Raw genomic sequence first — 17,400 nt, forward strand, 5'->3', positions numbered from 1 at the left:
CTATTATCTCCCTTCTCCTATGCAAAGAGTCATTCCTTCTTTTGATATTCTCTCAACAACAATTTCTCCACCGCTTAAATAAACACAGGGTTCTGCTACTGCTCCAACACCTATAGATTTTCTAACAAAATCGCTACACTTAAATAAATGCTCTATTTTCCTAACCTCATCCCTAGAATGAATCTCTAAAGGAACGCTAAAAACTTGAGAAATATTTAAGATAGCCTCTTCCTTAGACTTTAAATCTATGGTGGATATTTTTAATATGGAATCTTCTCTATATCCGTACTCTTTTAAACTTTCGCTTATAAAATCTAACATTTTTTCTTTAGGTACATCTTTCCTACAACCGATTCCTAAGATGAGATTTTTCCTTACTAAAACTAAAGCTTCTGAACCACTTATTTTATTAGTAGCTTTAACTTTAGGTAAGTTCTCACTACATTCAGTACATTCAATATATCCTTTAGGAATATCTATAATTTTATCTTCATCTTCAAATACAACTTTTTTCCCTTCTATTAAAAAAGCTGATATCTCCTTAACCTTTTTAATATCCGATATTAATAAATTATTTTCCTTAGCTATCATATCAGGTGCTTTTACACCTAAAGAATCTGTAGCTGTGGTTATAATTGGCATAGCCTTTAGAATTTCACTAACTTTTATAGCAAGTTCATTTCCTCCACCTAAATGACCACTTAAAAGAGATATGGCATATTCTCCTTTAGCATCAACAACAACAACTCCAGGATCTATTGTTTTTCCTTTTAAATAGGTTGCAATAGCCCTTACAGCTATTCCTGTAGATGAGATAAATATTATTCCTTTTGCTTTTTCCATAGCTTCTTTTGTTATTTCATTTAGACCAACTGCTTTAATCTTATCTTTAGAGAAATATATGCTGCTGAAACGCCTACTTAGCTTTTCTCCCAAAATATCGCCTAGGCTCGAAACACTAAGGATATAAATCATCTATTTTACTCCTTTTCTAAATTCATGAGTAAATGTCTTATCATATAGTAGAGATTTTTCATATTCACTGTCTATAAAATCTCCAACCAATATTTGAGCAAACTTCTTAATTCCAGCTTCCTTTACCTTTACTGCTATATCCTCTAGTGTACCTATAATTATTCTCTCATCCTCCCAAGTAGCTCTCTCTATAACAGCTACAGGAACATCTTCTCTTCCATAGCCCTTTTTAAGCTTCTCAACAACCTTATCAATCATTCCTACTGAAAGAAATAAAGCCATAGATGCCTTATGTGAAGCTAAACTTTCTAAAGATTCATTTTCTGGTACTGGCGTTCTACCTTCTACTCTTGTTAATATAACAGTTTGACTTACTGATGGAAGAGTAAACTCTCTTTTAATACTAGAAGCCGCTGCTGTAAATGAGCTTACTCCCGGAACAACTGTATATTCTATATTTAGATTTTCAAGCTCATCCATCTGTTCTTTTATAGCCCCATAAATAGAAGGGTCACCTGTATGAAGTCTAACTATTATAGAATCTCCTTGAGAATTTTCTTTCATCACTTCTATAACCTCTTCTAAGGTCATGCTAGCAGAATCATATATTTTGCAACCTTCTTTGCAAAAGTCCAAGTGCTTAGGACTAACTAAAGAACCTGCATAAATAATCACATCACAAGTTTTTATAAGTTCTCTTCCCTTTACGGTTATTAAATCTACATCCCCAGGTCCTGCCCCTACAAAGTAAACCATGCTATTTCCTCCTATCTATTAGCTATTATTAAAGACATATACTCACATTCTGATAATATTTCTTCTCTACTAGATGTAATTACTTGACCTTCTCTCCCTGCTTTTCTAACCATAACATAGTTAAAGCCCTTTTCTTCAAGTACATCTAATACTTCTTTTTCTCTTTTATAAACCTTCATTATTACAACATACTTTTCATCTTTTATATCATTAATTCTTCTTGCTGGAAGTACTAAAAGAGGTTCATTTCCCATAACTACTGGCGTTCCAGTTAGTGCAGCAGATGCACAGAAAGAGGTTATTCCTGGTATAGTTTCAACCTTAAATCCGCTTTCTTGTATGTATCTTAACAAATGAACATAAGTGGAATATACTAAAGGGTCTCCAATAGTTAAAAAACTTACTATTTTTCCTTCTTGAAGCCTATTTTTTATAATTTCATAAGCTTCTAGTACCTTTCCATCAGTATTTTTTTTACCCATTGGAAAATGAGCTATTATAACTTCCGTTCCTTCTTTTATAAATTCCTTTGTAGTTTCGTAGGCTATGCTGTCTCCCTCTTCTTCTGAAGATGGTGCTACTATTACTTGAGATTCGCCTATAGCTCTTACTGCTTTTAAAGTTAATAGTTCTGAATCTCCAGGGCCTACCCCTATCCCATATAGTTTACTCATGTATTTTTTCCTTTCTTCCATTCACAATATATATTCCATTATTGCTCATCATCATGTAACTATTATTTCTATTTTTACTTACGTGAACCTCTGTTATGTCAACTTCATAATTAAGTCTTTTTAAAGTTTCACAAGCTTTATAGCAGTTATCCAAAGTAATAAAATTTAAAACTATTCTTCCACCTTGCCTTAATATTCTGTGGGATTCTTCAATTATCTTCTCTAAATTGCCACCTGTTCCACCTATAAATATTCCAGCAAAACTTTCTGAAGAAAGCTTTTGTAATTCTTCTAAAGCTTCTCCTTTAATTATATCTAAGTTATTACAACTAAATTTAGCTTTATTTTGAAGAATTAACTCGTACGCTTCCGCATCTCTTTCAATAGAAGTTACTTCTCTACAGAATTTACTCATTTGAATAGATATAGAGCCTGTTCCTGCCCCAACATCTAACACCTTATCATCTTTTTCTAATTCTAATTTAGCTATGGAAAGAATTCTTACTTCTTCTTTAGTCATAGGAACCTTTCCTCTTATAAACTCTTCATCTTTTATGAATTTCACGTTCTCTCCACCACCATTATGTTTAATTCACTAAACTCTTTTGCCTCTATTTCTTTTGGACTTCCTATAGTTATCTTCTCATCCTCATAAGAAAGATTTTCTCCTACATAAATGGTACATTCTATATTTTCATCATGTAGTTGTTTTGCAAGCTTAGTAGGATTATTTATCTTATCCGTCAGCCATATAGATAAGTTAACTTCTCTAACTTCCTTTATAAAATCTCCCTCCCGTCCATGGAGAGAAGATAGTTTTGCCTCTTGCCAAGGCTTCCCTAGTTTACTCATAAGATACTGAAAAGAACTTATTCCAGGAATTACAGTGATTTCTTCATTAATATTTCTTTTAAGATAATTAAGTACACCATAAAAACATGGATCTCCAGAAGCTACTATACTTATATTTTCAGAAGGATTATTTTCTATAAACTCTATTATACCTTTTAAATTATTCACCGCTACCTTAGGTATAGATATAAAATCCAAACTTTCTATAGCTCTAGAAAACCCTATAACTATAGAACTATTATTTAAGGTTTCAATAGCTTTAAGTAACATGTATTCTTTACTTCCTGGCCCAAGTCCAACTAAAGTAATCAAGTTCCTTCCTCCTCACTATTAAATAGAAGTTTAGCTTCTTTTCCTCCCCAATATAAAACAACCTCTGTGTTTAACTCATTCATCACATACTGCTCCATTTTTGCTTTTGCTTTTAGAGCTATGGTTTTATATATAGACTTATATTCATCTGGAATTATTCTAACAGCACCTTCTGTAGTTTTTTCATCATAAACAGCTGTCACTAATTCTATGGGTGCTCCTATTAAAGCTAGTTCTAATGCTATAACTTCAAGTCTCATATCACAAACTTTTGAATGTGTATTAAAAGCACCAGCTGCTACTTTTCCAAGTTTCCCTATATGCCCTATTATAGTAACTTTCTTAACAGAATAGTATCTCGCTGCTTCTAAAGCAAATCCTACATAGTTAGATATAGTAACCATCTTATTTTTATCATAACCTAGGGTTTCTCCAAATTTTTCTCCCATATTGCCAAATATAAATATTAATTCATCATAGTAGGCAGCTTTAGCCTTCATCTCTATTTCAATTGTTTCCTTTAAAGCTTCTTCTGACATTGGGTAAACTATTCCTGAAGTTCCAAGTATACTTATTCCACCTAATATATTAAGTCTAGGATTAAAGGTCCTTTTAGCTACTTCTTCTCCTTCTGGAACAAAAATAGTTATCTCTACTCCTTTATCTTCTGGAAGAACTTTAGTTACTTCTTTTTCTATCATAAGTCTTGGAACTGGATTTATTGCAGCATCTCCCTTTTTTACATAAAGGCCTTCTCCACAAACTACTCCTACACCTTTTCCACCTTTTAGAGAATATCTATCCTTCGATTTCTTAGCTGTTGCCCATATTTCTATTCCGTGGGTTACATCTGGGTCATCTCCCCCATCTTTTACTACACAACAAGAAACAAAGTTTTCTCCTCTTTCTATAGTTTTTATAGGAAGCTTAAGTGGTATTCCTGCTGGAGTATCAATATCTATAAACTCTAAATTAATGTCTTTATAAAGCATTACTGTAGCGGCTTTCGCAGCTCCAGTTGCACAAGAACCAGTAGTATAACCACATCTTAGCTTTTTCCCTCCAGCATTAACATACATGTCTAACATTATTCTCTCTCCACCAGCATATACATAAGAGCATTTACTATAGCTGCAGCTATATTACTTCCACCTTTTCTCCCTCTTATAGTTATCATAGGAATATCAAGTTTTTCTATTTCTTCTTTAGACTCCCTAGCCCCTACAAACCCTACAGGTGCTCCAATTATAAACTTAGGATTAGCTTTTCCCTCTTCATATAAGCTCTTTAGATTAAACATTGCTGTAGGTGCATTTCCAAATACGTAAAACTCTACTCCTTCTTCTGATGCTTTAGCTACAGCTGCCATTGAACGAGTTATTTTTTCTTCCTTAGCTTTTTTAGCTACTTCTTCAAGAGATACATAAGTTATGACCTCACACCCTAACTGTTTTAGAGCTTTTTTATTTATACCAGCTGCAATCATGTTTGTATCTGTATATATTTTCACTCCACTTTTAAGAAGTTTTTTAGCTTCCTCTATAGCACCGTCTCTTATATAAACTAAATCTTTATATTCAAAATCTGCTGATGTATGGATAACTCTTTTTACTATAGAAAGTTCTTCCTCAGTAAAGTTATGAGTTCCCATCTCACTCCCTATTATTTCAAAACTTCTTTGCTCTATTTCCATTGGATTCTTAATGTACTCCACGACTCTTCTCCTTACAACTGTTAATTATTTCTTTAAGAAACTCTATATTTGAGAAAAAATGAATATGAGCATATGCTCCTAAAGTATTTTTCTTAATATATCCACATTTCCAACTTTTCAAGCTTCCATCATAAGCTCTTTTCTCTAAAGTATAAACCTTCTCTTCATCAGAATTTATAGTTGATTTATGAAACTCATGTGCTCTTACTTTTAATGCTCTTCTTATTAAGGAGTTTTCTTTAACATCTATAAAGGTGTATCCAAAGTTATTTAGTTTATCAGTCATAACTGATTCTCCTTTAAATACTCCAACCATTTTCTCCCCTTCTATTTCTTCCATAAGGTACATAAGGCCTCCACACTCTGCATAACAAGGCAGTCCGTCTTCAAGCTTATCTTTAAGACTTCGTATGAAGCTTGTATTTTTAGATAACTCTTCTCTAAAAACCTCTGGATAACCTCCACCTATATATATGAAGTCAAGTTTATCAGGCAACTTTTCATCCTCTAAAGGTGAAAAATACTTAATCTCTCCTATTTCCTCTAAAAGTTCTATATTCTCCTTATAATAAAATGAAAAAGCCTTATCCCTAGCTATTCCTATTTTTAGTCCCCTTTTTCTTAGGTGAAAATTATCATTAAATCTTTCTGTTTCTACTAAACAGTTAAGTAATCTATCAACATCAACATTATCCTCTATAAGCTCTGCTATTGTGGATATTTTTTCATCTAAATCATCTACTTCTGAACTTTGAACTAATCCTAAATGCCTTGATTTTAATGATATTCTTTCATCTTTAGGTACATATCCTAAAAGCGGTACATCTATCTTTTTATCGAATATAGTTTTTAATAATGAATAATGACTTTCAGTTATATTATTGAGTATTATTCCTGCAAAGTCTGTTCCTGAAAACTCTAATATTCCACTAACTTCAGAAACAAAGGTAACACTTGAAGCTCTAGGGGTAAGCACTAAAATCACAGGTATATCTAAAAGCTGAGATACATGTGCTGTTGATGCTTCTGAGGTGCATCCCATACCATCATATATTCCCATTACACCTTCTATTATTCCGATTTCTCCTCTGCCTCTTGAATAAACTGCTTTAAGCCCATATTCTCCTTGCAAAAAATAATCAAGATTTCTAGAAGGATTTCCTGTTACCTTTTCATGAAAAGCTGGGTCTATATAGTCTGGTCCAATTTTGTAAGGTGCAATATCATATCCTTTATCTTTAAGTAATCTCATAAGACCTAAAGTAAATGTGGTTTTTCCTCCACCTGAACAGTTAGATGCAATTATTATTGATTTCATAAGGACCTCCTTATTTTAATTCATAATTCCCTTTTTACTTTCACCCATTCCCTCATATTTACCATTTATAGCTTCTTCTAGATGCCTTAAATATATATTTCTAATTTCTTTATATTCTCCTAAACCTTTAAATATCTTTTTAACCTCTATGCCTTCCTCTTTGAGTCTTAGATACCAAGATTCCTCTTCCTCAGAAAATATATCATTTTTAGCATGGTCTCCTGCTACCAAAAGGAATGGTGTTAAATTTATTTCTTTAACATTATATTTTTTTAAAGTCTTAATTACCCCTTCTATAGATGGATAACCTTCAACAGTTCCTACAAATGCATTATCATAATCTAGTTCTCTAAACCTATTTTGAAGACAACCATAACAGGAGCTTGCTGGATGATTGGTTCCGTGTCCTACTAATAGAACATTCTCTCCCTTTGGCATAACTTTTTTAAGCTCATCAATTAAATCATCGTAATCTAAATTAACTTCTTCTGATTGGAAGTATAACAAAGGTCGTCCTATAATCAAATTCTTAAAGCTCTCTTTATAGCTATTTACAACTCTCTTTATATAGTCATATTCTTCTCCTGGAATTATATGAAGCGGTTGTACAACAACTTCATCATATCCACATAACTTGAGACTCTTTAAGGCTTCTTCTGGTGTCATTACATTCATATCATATTTATCTTTTAAACTTTTTATTATCATATGTGAGGTAAACGCCCTAAAAATATCATATTCATTTCTATATTTTTCCTCTACTTCTTTTTCAATAACCACTATGGTTTTATCTAAGGTATCTAAGTGGGATGTTCCAAAACTTGTAATTAAGATTGCTTTTTTCATTACTTCAACTCCTATAAAAAAACCTCTATCCATTTGGATAGAGGTAAAAGTGCAAGACAAATATAATGGTAATATAATTCCACCTATTCTTATATCACTTTCCTTCCCTCCGAAGGATTAGCTATAAAAAATTAGGCAGGTCTCCTGACTTAGGGTTCATCCTCCTTCTTCCTTCCCAGTAAAACCAGTGGATCATTAGAATTCGTCACCCTTTACAGTAGCGGGGGCTGTAGAGGCTTTTAACCTCTTTCCCTTTTAAATTTATTTCCCAGGAAATAAATACCATAACTTCTCTTGTTATTCTGTTAATGAAATTATATCTCAAAAAGCAAACTTATACAAATACTTTCCTACACTAAAAATTTATTTAACACTTGCTTAAATTCATCTTCACTTTCTGTAATAAAGGCTTCAAATTCTGCTCCATTAAGCTTAACAGCCTTATCTAATTCTAATAAAAATTCCGGTACCTTATCTTGAAGTATGTCACCATAATAGTCACCTATTCTAGTTTTACCTTCACCTAGATCACCTTTAATATGAAGTTCAAAAACATTTTTAGGTCCATCTCCAACTCTTTTCATCTTTCCGCAAAAACCTATATTCCCAACTTCATGAACCCCACAAGAATTAGGGCATCCTGAAATATGTACTCTTGGAAGTAAATCTTCCTTTACACCCTCAGCCCTAAACATCTCTATCATCTCATTTAAAGTTTTTTGTCCATTTAAAACTCCCATTTGGCAGATAGGTGTACCAATGCAAGCAACAGATTGTTCTAATCTTGTTTCTCCACCTAACCCCTCTGTAAGACTAACTATTTTTTCTGCTTCTTCCCCATTTAAGTTTCTTATATATAAACCTTCCTCCATAGTAAGTCTTATTTCAACATCATCCATATTTTCTATTTCATCTATAAGAGTTTTTAACACAGATAATTTTAGTTGTCCTCCTACTGGATGGAAGTATACGCTATATAAGCCTTTTTGTTTTTGAGCTATAATTCTCTTATTATTTATTGTAATTTCCTTACCTTCTTTTGTTAAATCTTTTATCTCCAAGTCTAAAGGCAAGTTCTCAGCTTTCTTAACTTCTTCTAAATGTTTTTTATAACATTTTATAAAATCATCTTTACCCATTCTGTCTAAAATATATCTGACACGGGCTTTTCCATGATTTTTATAATCTCCTTCAGCCATAAATAAATTAGTTATAGCCTCAACATGATATAAAATATCTTTTGGTTCTATTAGTTCTCCAAGTTCTACTCCAAGCTTTGGATTTCTTCCTAATCCTCCACCTATATACACCTTAAAATATTCCTTACCATCTACTTTAACTGCCAAAAACCCTTGATCTGTCACAGTTGCATGTGAGGCATCTTTATCATTGCTTGAAAAAGCAACCTTAAGCTTTCTAGGCAATTTATAGCTAGTAATCTTCTTCATAAAATGTTTATTAACAGCCATAGCATAAGGCGTTACATCAAAAGCCTCGTCTATATCTACCCCAGATAAAGGAGAAATAGCTACATTTCTTGGAAAACTTCCCCCAGCTCCTCTTGTATAAATTCCATTCTTTAAAGCCTCAACCATTACTTCACATATACCATCTATATCAAGTCCATGTAATTGTATAGCTTGCCTAGTTGTAAGGTGAATCCCTTCTAAATCATATTTGTTTGCAAAATCATAAACTAACTTAAGCTGCTCTTTAGAGGCTATCCCCGACATAATTCTAAGCCTAATCATAAATTCCTTTCCACTTCTATGGGCGTAAACCCCCATACCACCTGAAGCCTTTTTAAAATCTGCTTTATTCATTTCTCCATTTAAAAACTTATATCCTAACTCTTTAAAAACCTTAATCTCTTCTAATAAATCACTATTTAAATTATCCATATAATCCACCTCTTAATACTGTTTACAATACAAACAAAGTATACTCTTTACCCTTTTATAAGTAAAATAGGATTTATTAATGATGTGGATAAAAATTTCTAATGCTTATTGTCCTCTTCTATTTTCATCACAATCTTTTCACATATCTCATGAGTTATTAACGAATCTTGTATAGATGGACTCGGGATCTTATTATTTTTCACACAATCTATAAAATGAGCTGCTATTTGATAAAATCCTCTTTTATATAACGTTGGTTCCCAATCACCAAATTTAGATAGGCTTTTATTCTTATCATGTAAATGCCAAGTCTCTACAAAATTATCTACTATATATTTATTCCCAGCAGTCATGTATTCTACTATTTCTTCAGTAATTCCATTGTTTCTATTCATTATTCCGATAGCTGTACATCCATCTCCAATCAATTGAATTACTACATTGTGAAGCATTCCTTCTTTCTTTAAATATCTAACCTCTAGTTCCTTAACTTCTCTATCTAATAAAAACCTTAAGGTATCCACAACGTGAACAAAATCCTCCACAATAAATCTTCTAGTATTATCAGGAAGACAAAACCTATTTTTTTGAATTATTATTATATCTGCTTTGCCGTGTTCCTTTAACTTACTAAACATAGGAGAAAATCTTCTATTAAAGCCTACCATAGCTATAACTCTATTTTTCTCGGCTAACTTAGCTATCTCCTCTGTTTCTTTAAAATTTAAAGAAATAGGTTTATCTATATAAACATTTATTCCATTTTCAATAAGCTTTTTAGCTACTTCAAAATGAGCTTCCGTAGCAGTGCTAACAAAAACAGCTTGAACTTTTTTATTTATAAGTTCATCAACTGTCTGTACATACTCATTTATTCTATATTTAGTTGAAAGATTTTCTAAAGTATCTTTATTTCTAGTACAAAGAACTAGTTCTATATCCTCTTTTTCACTAAGCACTGGTAGATACGCTTTTTTAGCTATATCTCCTAATCCAACAATTCCAATCCTCATAAACTTTCTCTCCTTACAATACAGATTTAGTTTTCTTCATAAACCTAGATATAAATTCACCTGCTAAAATAACCAATAATATATACATCTCGTATCTATATCTAGTTTGAGTTTCTATAAAAATATGCACTGATGTAAATCCAATAAATAAAAGACATATAATATCTATTTCTTTATTATTTCTTTTAAATTTACCTAAAAGAGCTCCAAGTGTACCTATTATCAGAAATAAATATTGTAGATTACCTATTTCTGAAAGCCTAAAGGTATTATCAGTAATTTTTTCTTCAGAGAGAGAAAAAGAATACTGATTGTCCCTCTTTCCTAAGAAGTCATACATTTTAGTTTTTATGAATGGAAAAGTTTCTTTATAATTTGTTATAGAATTTTTTATTACCTTAAGACATTCCTTATTATAAGCATCATAATCAAAATTTAATCTCTCTAAATCAAAGTAAACTTGTGTTTTCCTAGCACTTTCTGTAGGGATTTTATATACACCTTCATCTGTAAGCCCTAATACAAATTTAAAATACTTTGCATTACTTTGACTTATAGCCTTTGGTGCTATCTCTGTCTTAACAAAAGCAAAATCAACTAATTTAACCACCATAGTAAAACAAAGTATATAGATTACCAAAATACCTAGTATTTCTAAATACATAGTTTTACTAAATACTTTGCATACATAGGTAATAGCCACTCCAATGATAATAATTATAGCTATAGGCCTAAATATCTGCATTAATCCTAAAAATACTCCTCCAATTGCTGCTGACTTTTTATCATTTTTTAGAATAAAATATAAAGATGTTACCATTAATGCGCCACTTATATGCTGGTTGTTTATAACCGAAGACCCCATTATATTAGGAAGATATAATGAATATAGTGTAGCCGCTATAGCTCCAATATCTTTTGTATATCTATCTTCGCAAATCTTATAAATCATTATGGAAGTTACTATAAGATATATCCATTCTAATATTTTAAAAAATATAAGTTTGCCTCCAAATATTTTGGTTATTAATGCAAGATAGGAAGTATATCCAATTTGAAAATTATAAAAATAAAAATAATTGGTTTTATCGAAACTTTCCTGTTTAAAAGTTCCATCAATAATCTTATTTGCACCTTCCAAAAGTATTTGATAATCACTAATAGGAGTAGTCTTTGCATAGAAGTTCCAAAGTGCATAAATAATTAATGAAATTACTGACAAACCTATCAAAAAGTATTTTGTGTTTTTTCTATTTACTCTAACAGCTGTTATAACAGAAGCTAAAGTTATAAATAATATAATTACTGTTGTATTAATGCTTAACTTTTCTTTAGTTAATTCGTAATATGCATGTCCTGATATTAGGAGTATTATTATACCCAAAATCGCAAATAAAAAGTTTAATTTACTTACCATAGATTTTATCTTCATCTTAAATCTTCTCCTATAAAAAATTCAGAGTCCAAGGAGATACTTTTTCTATGTTTCTAACTAAATCCTTATGGTCTAATCCATCAAAAATTTTAAATTTAATATTATTCTCTTTAATAGCTTTTTCATTTTTCTCTAGATTTTCTAAAACTCTTGGATTATCATTACTTCCTGAGTAAATAGCCAGAGCTGTTTTTCCCTCATTTGGATCAACCTTAGTCCAACTATTCCAAGCCTTAAGTTGAGCAAGTATTAAATTTATGTCAGTTTTTTTAATCCATTCCCTATCATCTTCTGATAAATCTTCTACCTCATTATTCTCTTTTTTATGGGATAATTCTTTATATTCTATAATCCATTCAGGAACTACCTGTTTAAAAAACTCATCCCCAAATGTAGTCCCTCCACAAATAACCTTTCTTATATTACTATCATATTTCCAAAGTTGTAGTCCTATAGTTGCTCCATAAGAATGTCCAAAATAGTTATATTCACTAAATCCACACTGGCTAACTACAGATTTAATATCATTTAAAATGTTTTTTAAGGAGTAAAACTCTGGTTCATATGATTTATCACTTTCTCCATTACCTCTTAGGTCTATGCAAATAGTAGTAAACTTATCTTGTAAGACATCTACCCATCCATATTCCTTCCACATTTCTTTTTTAGCACCCATTCCATGAGCTAAAACAAGAGCTGGTCCATTTCCATAAATACTATATGCTATTTTAGCTCCATCATTTGAAGTAATATATTTCACTACCTAGTCCCCCTTATCCTAAATTATTGCTGTTATTATGTTAATTTGATATATACATTATATATTAATTTCAATTTAATTCCAATTTATAAAAGAACCCTCTCAATTTATTTTTGAGATGGCTCTATATTAATTATTTTAATTTCTCTGAATTACCTAAGCTCACACTGAAAGTTTCACCATTTTTCATTAATATGTGACCTGAACTGTAAGGTTTATCTTCTATAGTTATATAAACTTTATCTACTCCATAATATGCTCCTAAAGTATTGGTTATCCCTTGAAGTATATTTAGTTCATAACTTGACCCTGCATTCATTTCTTTAACAAGATTTTCTGAAAAATCAACATAAACAACTCCATTATTTAAATATAAGCTCTTTATATTTACATTTGGGCCTAGTAAACTGCCTACGTTATCTTTAGGTACTTCTTTAAACAGTTTTTCTAAAGTTAATCTTGTTATATCATTTGTTTTAAAGCTTAATTGTTTCTCCACATAATAAAGCTTCATTTCATCTCCACTAGGATAATATATTCTAACATTTTGAACTAATGGAGTATCCTTTTTAATCTCATCTAAAGTTGAAGTTACTTCCGAACCTTGCGAAGTATATACAGTTTTAACTAATCCATTTTTAGCTGCATAATAATCTAACTTCTTATAGTTTTTACCTTCAGTTGTTACTTCCAATGCTTTAAATTTACCTACATTAGTTGTTATCTCAACTTCTGTATTAGATATATATCTCTTACTTCCATCTGGTGCTGTCCAAGAGGTCCCTTTAACTAAAGGTTCTTTTAAGAAAATCTCCTCTACTTTGCCTTGTTTTGTTGTAAAGTTTTCTCTAAAATAAGTTTCTTCTCGAGATAATACTGATCTAAGCTCTCCATCTTTATTTTCTAATACAGTTACAAGCTCTGTCCCTCCATTATTTTTTCTGATTTGAGCTCTATTATTGTCTATATAATCTACCCATATTGTATATTTAGCATATTCATTTCCGCTTCCTGCATACTCATATACTACATTATCATTAAAAGGATATATATCCTTTATGCTATAAGCAGTACCCCCATTGTCCTTTGTTTCTTCATTATCGGGATTCTCAGTATCAGGTTTAACAGTGTCATTTTTGCTACTATTATCTTTATCAGCTGAACTTATGTTATTACATCCAAACATAAATAATACAGAAAGAGATAACATAATGGCACAAATAATCTTTTTCATCTTTCATCCCTCTTTTCTTTAATTTATAGTAAATTACTCTATACTATAATATTAATATATAGGGGGATTTTGGTCAAATTTCCTCAGTAATCATTTACACAAAAACAGGCCATAACCATCTAGTTATGACATATCAATACTTCTTTTAAATTCTGTAGTTTTTTTAGATTTTCTATTCTGTATTCAACTTTTTCTATATTCCCAAAACCGTATTCTGCATAAATGAAGGGTATTTTATTCTTTTTAGCAGCCTCATAATCACCTAAGATATCACCTACGTAAACTGGATTTTTTAAGGAGTTTCTTTGTATTACTAATTTTATATTTTCAGCTTTAGATTTACCTGTGGCTCCTGAACACTCAAAATCTAAAAATAAATCTTTTAAGTTATGATACTCAAGAAAGGCTTCTATATATCCAGCCTGGCAGTTGCTAACTATAAATAACTTATACTCATCTTTAAGTTTATTTATAGTTTCTTCTAAATCCTCATATAGAGCCCCACCTTGTTTTGCTATTAATTTTATTTCCTCTTTATAACATAACTCTATGACTTCTTCTCTCTGTTCTTTTGATAAATAAGGAAATAATTTTTCTCCTATTAAATCGTGCTGTAACCCAAATACTCCTCTTAAATCTTCAGCTGTTATTGGCTCTTTAATATACTCAAAAGCATTTAAAGCTTCTTCCCAAGCCACTAAACAAGTTTCTAGTGAATCCCATAAAGTACCATCTAAATCAAAAATAATGCTATCAACCTTTAACAAAAATAATCACCTCCTAATTTTGTATATATTATATTATAAAATATATCTTTAGTGAACTTCTCACATATTAATTTATATATTATCAAATAGTTAGAACCTGCATAATTATTTAAGATAAATTAAAGAGCCGTTAAAAACAGCTCTTTAATTTATCTAGTAAGTTTTTTTACATCTGTCTCTTTATCCTTCTTAAATATATCATTAATTAGTAAGCCCCAGTCTGATACTCCACTAAATAATGCAAAAACTATTATAAATGGAACAGATAAAATCATTAATAACTTAGACCACACACTTCTTTTCATAAAATCTCTCCCTTTTGCATAAATCACACTTCTTTTTACTTATTATACCATCTCATGCAGTATTAAATACTATTATTTGGGAGATTTAATAATATTTTAAGATTATTCTGCACTCTTTAAGGATTCTACCATGTCTATCTTCTTTAGTCTTCTGTACATTACTATGTTTACTAGTCCTGAAAATACTATTGTTAGTATGGCTGAGTAAACAAAATCTATAGCTTTAATTGTACGGACAAACATTACCATATCTATCTCTGCCGTTACTACAACATACCTATGTAGACCTATTCCTAAAAACAATCCTAAGATTGTTCCTATTACAGATAAAACCACATTTTCTCTATAAACGTAAGTAGCTACCTCACTATCATAAAATCCTAAAACCTTTATGGTTGCTAATTCTCTTATTCTTTCGCTTATGTTTATATTAGTTAAATTATACATAACTACAAATGCTAATGCAGCAGCGGATACTATTAAAACCACCACCACTGAATCTATGCTTCCCATAGTCTGCTTAAAATGTTCACTGGTGTTTGTAATGAAATTAACAGAACCTATATCAGTATTCTTCATAAGGTCTTTAGATAAAAAATCTTCTCCATCTTTACTCTTATCTGTAGTGGTTCCTACAAATCCATTATATTTAACTGGGACATCAAATAGCTCCTTATAATATTCTGGAGACATGTATATATAGTTCATTACATAGTGCTCCGTAATCCCACTTATCTTTACTTTAACTTTTTTATTATTTAAATTTATCTCAATATTATCTCCTTTAGACACTTCTAAAAGTTTAGAGAGCTTTTCAGTAATTACTACTCCGTCTGAGGGAAGTTCAATGTCTTCATTATTATGAGCTAACTTAATGAAGTTCTTAATTTCACTCTTATTTTCTGGTATAAATAAATAACTGTCTACTTCCTTATCTTTCTCATTAGTTGTTTCAATATTCTTTTGGAAAATCATCAAAGTATTATCTATGGTTTTATAATCCTTTAAGTCTTCTTTAAAATCAAGAAATTTACTTTCCTCAATCTCCGATTTTAACTGGACAATCATGTCATATTTATATATATCATTAAATTGTTTGTCTGTTATTGACATAATTGAATTTTTAAGTCCAAAACCTGTTACTAATAATGCAGTACATCCTGATATGCCTATTATTGTCATAAAAAATCTTTTCTTATATCTAAGTATATTTCTCGCTGTAACCTTACTGGTGAAAGACATTCTTCCCCATATAAAACCTACTCGCTCTAATAGTATTCTCTTCCCAGCCTTAGGAGTTCTAGGTCTCATAAGTACTGCTGGAACTGCTATTAACTCCTTGGCACAGGCAAAAATAGCCGCAAGTGTAGTACATAAAACTGCAACTATTGTAGAAGTAACAGCTAACTCTACATTAAAAGGTGATATAATGTCAGGAATCTCATACATAATTCTATAAGCATTAAAAATTACATTAGGAAAAAGTCTAAATCCTACTAATACTCCTAAAACACTCCCTCCTATACTTGCTAGAAAAGAATATATGAAGTAATGAAAGATTATAGATCCCTTTCCATAACCTAATGCCTTAAATGTTCCTATTTGGGTTCTTTGCTCCTCAACCATTCTAGTCATACTAGTTAAACAGACAAGGGTTGCAACTAAAAAGAAAATTAATGGGAATACATTACCTATTGCTCCTATTCTTTCTGAATCATCGCTAAACCCTCTTATTCCTATATTGGTATCTCTTCCAAGTACGTGCCAATCCTTATTTATATCCTTAATTTTTTCTTTTACCGGATTAACTATATTATTATATTTATCTGTAAAATAGTTTTCATCTTTAGCATCTTTAACTATTACTGATAATTCATTATATATTTTTTCTACTTCTAATCCATGAATGTTAGGCCTCTTAGGAATAGCTAATTCATAGGCTGACTCTTCACCAATCTGAAAAAAAGCTTTAGTAGTTCCATTTCCTAAAGAATTATTTCCCCTTTGACTCTTATTCATATACAAAGATGAATTAACAGTCCCTACTATTTTAAATTTCTTAACTTCATTTTTTGTTTTAAGTTCTATTGAACTTCCTATTTCTAAACCTTCTTTTTCAAGAAATCTTTTCTCTGTTACTGCTTCCTCATTATTCTCTGGAAGTTTTCCATCTACTAATATAGGATTATTTACAGTTTCCTCTCCTATCTTTAAGGAATGTACTTTTATAGGTATTTCACTTTCCCCATTAACAGCTAAAGCATCAAAAGTATAACCTGCAAAAACCTTCTCAACTCCATCTGTATTTTCTACCTTCTCTATGTCAGACTTCTTGAAACCAGTAGCCGAATAAATATCTAAATCTGATGCATTGCTATCATCTAAATACTTATCTGCAGTAATTTTCATGTCAGGGCTAGTTGCTCTAACCCCTGCAAAAAAGGACACCCCTATAGCTACAATAATGAATATAGATAAAAATCTTGATTTACTCGTAGTTATATCCTTTAATATATTTTTTCTATATGCTCTTTTCAT

Annotated in this window: 17 protein-coding genes and 1 riboswitch; all 17 genes read right to left on the reverse strand. The window is 30.9% G+C overall.

The features are described 5' to 3' along the window. Positions 1 to 3: 3 nt before the first annotated feature. The 17 genes from cbiG to P8F83_RS17410 all read right to left on the reverse strand — a co-directional run bounded on the left by cbiG (position 4) and on the right by P8F83_RS17410 (position 17,400). The gene (gene cbiG, locus P8F83_RS17330) at positions 4 to 975 is read right to left on the reverse strand and encodes a cobalt-precorrin 5A hydrolase (protein ID WP_326512035.1); all 972 of its coding nucleotides are present in this window, start codon (positions 973 to 975) and stop codon (positions 4 to 6) included. Continuing rightward, a complete protein-coding gene (cobM, locus tag P8F83_RS17335) occupies positions 976 to 1,731 on the reverse strand; it encodes a precorrin-4 C(11)-methyltransferase (RefSeq protein WP_326512036.1) in 756 nt (251 codons plus the stop codon). An 11-nt stretch (positions 1,732 to 1,742) separates the two neighbouring features. After that, positions 1,743 to 2,405 carry a cobalt-factor II C(20)-methyltransferase gene (locus P8F83_RS17340; protein ID WP_326512037.1) on the reverse strand — a complete coding sequence of 221 codons (663 nt, stop codon included), beginning with the start codon at positions 2,403 to 2,405 and terminating at the stop codon, positions 1,743 to 1,745. Further along, a complete protein-coding gene (gene cbiT, locus P8F83_RS17345) occupies positions 2,398 to 2,970 on the reverse strand; it encodes a precorrin-6Y C5,15-methyltransferase (decarboxylating) subunit CbiT (protein WP_326512038.1) in 573 nt (190 codons plus the stop codon). The genes P8F83_RS17340 and cbiT overlap by 8 nt, the downstream gene beginning before the upstream one ends. Next, positions 2,967 to 3,569 (reverse strand): precorrin-6y C5,15-methyltransferase (decarboxylating) subunit CbiE, encoded by a 603-nt coding sequence (cbiE, locus tag P8F83_RS17350; RefSeq protein WP_326512039.1) that lies wholly within the window; start codon positions 3,567 to 3,569, stop codon positions 2,967 to 2,969. The genes cbiT and cbiE overlap by 4 nt, the downstream gene beginning before the upstream one ends. Further along, complete coding sequence (gene cbiD, locus P8F83_RS17355; RefSeq protein ID WP_326512040.1) at positions 3,566 to 4,657, reverse strand: cobalt-precorrin-5B (C(1))-methyltransferase CbiD; 1,092 nt, start codon at positions 4,655 to 4,657, stop codon at positions 3,566 to 3,568. The genes cbiE and cbiD overlap by 4 nt, the downstream gene beginning before the upstream one ends. After that, positions 4,657 to 5,262, reverse strand: coding sequence for a precorrin-8X methylmutase (locus P8F83_RS17360; RefSeq protein WP_326514856.1), 606 nt, complete (start codon positions 5,260 to 5,262; stop codon positions 4,657 to 4,659). Before P8F83_RS17360 ends, cbiD begins: the two co-directional genes overlap by 1 nt. Positions 5,263 to 5,269: 7 nt before the next feature. Further along, on the reverse strand, positions 5,270 to 6,601 hold the full coding sequence (locus P8F83_RS17365; RefSeq protein ID WP_326512041.1) for a cobyrinic acid a,c-diamide synthase CobB: 1,332 nt from the start codon (positions 6,599 to 6,601) through the stop codon (positions 5,270 to 5,272). A gap of 15 nt (positions 6,602 to 6,616) precedes the next feature. After that, complete coding sequence (locus P8F83_RS17370; protein ID WP_326512042.1) at positions 6,617 to 7,447, reverse strand: sirohydrochlorin cobaltochelatase; 831 nt, start codon at positions 7,445 to 7,447, stop codon at positions 6,617 to 6,619. A 117-nt stretch (positions 7,448 to 7,564) separates the two neighbouring features. After that, positions 7,565 to 7,749, reverse strand: a riboswitch (cobalamin riboswitch). A gap of 48 nt (positions 7,750 to 7,797) precedes the next feature. Then, positions 7,798 to 9,348, reverse strand: a complete 1,551-nt coding sequence (locus tag P8F83_RS17375; protein ID WP_326512043.1) for a nitrite/sulfite reductase — start codon at positions 9,346 to 9,348, stop codon at positions 7,798 to 7,800. A gap of 98 nt (positions 9,349 to 9,446) precedes the next feature. Further along, positions 9,447 to 10,361: a Gfo/Idh/MocA family protein gene (locus P8F83_RS17380; RefSeq protein WP_326512044.1), complete on the reverse strand. Its 915-nt coding sequence runs from the start codon at positions 10,359 to 10,361 to the stop codon at positions 9,447 to 9,449. A 13-nt stretch (positions 10,362 to 10,374) separates the two neighbouring features. Further along, positions 10,375 to 11,793, reverse strand: a complete 1,419-nt coding sequence (locus P8F83_RS17385; protein WP_326512045.1) for a hypothetical protein — start codon at positions 11,791 to 11,793, stop codon at positions 10,375 to 10,377. Between the two features lie 13 nt (positions 11,794 to 11,806). Next, positions 11,807 to 12,556, reverse strand: a complete 750-nt coding sequence (locus P8F83_RS17390; RefSeq protein ID WP_326512046.1) for an alpha/beta hydrolase — start codon at positions 12,554 to 12,556, stop codon at positions 11,807 to 11,809. A gap of 133 nt (positions 12,557 to 12,689) precedes the next feature. Next, entirely contained in the window at positions 12,690 to 13,790 is a 1,101-nt protein-coding gene (locus P8F83_RS17395) for a GerMN domain-containing protein (RefSeq protein ID WP_326512047.1), read from the reverse strand. A 119-nt stretch (positions 13,791 to 13,909) separates the two neighbouring features. Next, positions 13,910 to 14,557: an HAD family hydrolase gene (locus tag P8F83_RS17400; RefSeq protein ID WP_326512048.1), complete on the reverse strand. Its 648-nt coding sequence runs from the start codon at positions 14,555 to 14,557 to the stop codon at positions 13,910 to 13,912. A gap of 149 nt (positions 14,558 to 14,706) precedes the next feature. Beyond that, positions 14,707 to 14,862 carry a hypothetical protein gene (locus tag P8F83_RS17405; protein ID WP_326512049.1) on the reverse strand — a complete coding sequence of 52 codons (156 nt, stop codon included), beginning with the start codon at positions 14,860 to 14,862 and terminating at the stop codon, positions 14,707 to 14,709. Between the two features lie 102 nt (positions 14,863 to 14,964). Beyond that, positions 14,965 to 17,400, reverse strand: a complete 2,436-nt coding sequence (locus P8F83_RS17410) for an ABC transporter permease (RefSeq protein WP_326512050.1) — start codon at positions 17,398 to 17,400, stop codon at positions 14,965 to 14,967.

Origin of the sequence: Clostridium intestinale, assembly GCF_035905475.1 — a bacterium.
GTDB classification, from domain to species: Bacteria; Bacillota; Clostridia; order Clostridiales; family Clostridiaceae; genus Clostridium_T; species Clostridium_T intestinale.

Bases quoted from the DNA above. Each gene is read 5' to 3' on its own strand.
- P8F83_RS17370 (WP_326512042.1), bottom strand. From the start codon at position 7,447: ATGAAAAAAGCAATCTTAATTACAAGTTTTGGAACATCCCACTTAGAT.
- P8F83_RS17360 (WP_326514856.1), bottom strand. From the start codon at position 5,262: ATGGAAATAGAGCAAAGAAGTTTTGAAATAATAGGGAGTGAGATGGGA.
- P8F83_RS17405 (WP_326512049.1), bottom strand. From the start codon at position 14,862: ATGAAAAGAAGTGTGTGGTCTAAGTTATTAATGATTTTATCTGTTCCA.
- P8F83_RS17410 (WP_326512050.1), bottom strand. From the start codon at position 17,400: ATGAAAAGAGCATATAGAAAAAATATATTAAAGGATATAACTACGAGT.
- cobM (WP_326512036.1), bottom strand. From the start codon at position 1,731: ATGGTTTACTTTGTAGGGGCAGGACCTGGGGATGTAGATTTAATAACC.
- P8F83_RS17340 (WP_326512037.1), bottom strand. From the start codon at position 2,405: ATGAGTAAACTATATGGGATAGGGGTAGGCCCTGGAGATTCAGAACTA.
- cbiD (WP_326512040.1), bottom strand. From the start codon at position 4,657: ATGTTAGACATGTATGTTAATGCTGGAGGGAAAAAGCTAAGATGTGGT.
- P8F83_RS17380 (WP_326512044.1), bottom strand. From the start codon at position 10,361: ATGAGGATTGGAATTGTTGGATTAGGAGATATAGCTAAAAAAGCGTAT.
- P8F83_RS17365 (WP_326512041.1), bottom strand. From the start codon at position 6,601: ATGAAATCAATAATAATTGCATCTAACTGTTCAGGTGGAGGAAAAACC.
- P8F83_RS17385 (WP_326512045.1), bottom strand. From the start codon at position 11,793: ATGAAGATAAAATCTATGGTAAGTAAATTAAACTTTTTATTTGCGATT.
- cbiG (WP_326512035.1), bottom strand. From the start codon at position 975: ATGATTTATATCCTTAGTGTTTCGAGCCTAGGCGATATTTTGGGAGAA.
- P8F83_RS17395 (WP_326512047.1), bottom strand. From the start codon at position 13,790: ATGAAAAAGATTATTTGTGCCATTATGTTATCTCTTTCTGTATTATTT.
- P8F83_RS17375 (WP_326512043.1), bottom strand. From the start codon at position 9,348: ATGGATAATTTAAATAGTGATTTATTAGAAGAGATTAAGGTTTTTAAA.